General features: G+C 61.6%; 2 protein-coding genes. One reads left to right on the forward strand and one right to left on the reverse strand.

Annotated features, from left to right (window positions below; genetic code table 11):
* A partial coding sequence (locus NWQ23_RS15985; protein WP_306167388.1) for a DUF2092 domain-containing protein occupies positions 1 to 770 on the forward strand: 770 nt, incomplete at its 5' end.
* A 515-nt stretch (positions 771 to 1285) separates the two neighbouring features.
* Here NWQ23_RS15985 and NWQ23_RS15990 read toward each other — a convergent pair.
* A partial coding sequence (locus tag NWQ23_RS15990; protein WP_306167389.1) for a transposase occupies positions 1286 to 1837 on the reverse strand: 552 nt, incomplete at its 5' end.

The following is a 1837-nucleotide window of genomic DNA, read 5'->3' on the forward strand; positions in this document are numbered from 1 at the left end:
GCAAGGGAGCCGTGTCGGCGCTTGTCCTCGGGCTCTTGATGGTCGGCGTGCAGGCCACGTCTGTCAGGGCGGACGAGGCTCAAGCGCGCGCCATCCTGGCGGCAATGACGGACTACCTCGGGGCACAGAAATCGTTGTCTTTCGACGTCGATTCGACCATCGAAGTCGTCACGACGGATGGCAGCAAAGTCGCGATCGCGAGCTCTGGCAGCGTCGCCTTGGAGCGGCCGGACAAGATCCGCTTTTGGCGGCACGGCGGCTTTGCCACGGTCGAGATGATCTTCAACGGGCAGGCGTTGTCGGTCGCCAATCACGACGCAAACGTCTACGGGGAGGCGAGCGTCTCCGGCACTGTGGACGACCTGATCGACACACTCAGAGAGCAGTACCTCATTCCGCTGCCGGCCGCCGATCTGCTGTCCAGCGACGCGGGCGAGGTCCTGCTCGCCGACGTGACCGACGTGCGCGATCTCGGCAGCGGCGTTATTCGCGGAGAGGAATGCGATCACCTCGCGTTCCGGTCTGCCGAGGTGGATTGGCAGATCTGGGTCGCCCAGGGCGATGTTGCGCATCCGTGTCGCTTCGTGATCACCTCCAGAGCGATTGAGGGCTGGCCCCAGTACATGCTCGAGTTCTCGGCTTGGGGCAGCGGTGGTATCGAGCCCGCGTTCGCCTTCGAGGCGCCGGCGGGGATGGAAAAAGTTGACGTGAAAGACGTGCCAAACCTCAGCGAGGTTGGTGGAATCTTTATGACCGAGAAAGGAAACTGAATGCTGAAGCGGATCGTACTGGTCAGCGCCGTGCTGCTCACCGCGATGGGGACCATCGAGATTGGCGCAAGTTTCATTGCCACCGGAAAGCTTGGGATCGGCCTTCCCGCCCATGCTATCGTAGGGCGCCCGCTGACGCCCGTGAGCGTTGCTGGCGTCGCGAGGCGAAGTGTACGGAGATGTGTCGCGACGGTGGTTGTGTGCTGACCCACCTCAGGGCGCGCAGCTTGCCGAGAAAAGACCTTTTGTATCCAAGATAAGTGTTTAGAGTCTCGTCGCCACGATAGTCGTGTTAACAAAACGCAGCCGGCTGCAAACGGCCTTCTGCTGAAGCCGACATGAATGTCGGCTCTGGGCCGAGGCTGTGCGGAAACTCTCGCGCCAAGAGCGGCTTGCGATGTGATGGTTTCGTAGCAGGCCTTTTGGCCTGATCGGGTTCATGCAACCCGCCGGTGGCGCGGATATTGCGCCGATGAGGGCAGTTTGGCCGGTTTTGGGGAGCGATTTTTCCTCTTTCAGGCGGGCATCGCCGCCATCAGCCGCTTGATCCCGACCAAGGCGACCATGCGCTTGATGTTGTAGGCCAGCACGTTCAGCGCCATCTCGGTGCGCACGTTTTTCAGGCGGCGCATCAGGAAATGGGTTGTCCCCATCCAGGCCTTGATCGTCCCGAAAGGATGCTCGACCGTGCTGCGGCGCAGGGTCATCGGATCATCGGCGCTGCGCAGCCTGTCGCGCATCTCGTCCACCAGATGCTCGTATTCCCACCGGGTGACCCGGCGCTCCTTGCCCGTGGTGCAGCGTGATTTCACGGGACAGTGCTGGCATTCATTGGTCCAGTATCGCCGGACCTGGAGGCCGTCTTCCTCGCGCGTGTAACGATAGGTCAGCGCATCTCCTGTCGGGCAGATATAGACGTCGCGGTCAGGGTCATACTTGAAGTCAGCCTTCACATACATGCCCTTCTTGCGATTGCCCGAGGTCTCCGGGCGCGGCATGGTCACCTTGATGCCCGCCTTGTCGCAGGTGGCAATCTCGACACCGCTGAAATAACCCTTGTCGGCCAG

Source organism: Yoonia sp., assembly GCF_030731595.1.
In the GTDB taxonomy this organism is placed as follows: Bacteria; Pseudomonadota; Alphaproteobacteria; order Rhodobacterales; family Rhodobacteraceae; genus Yoonia.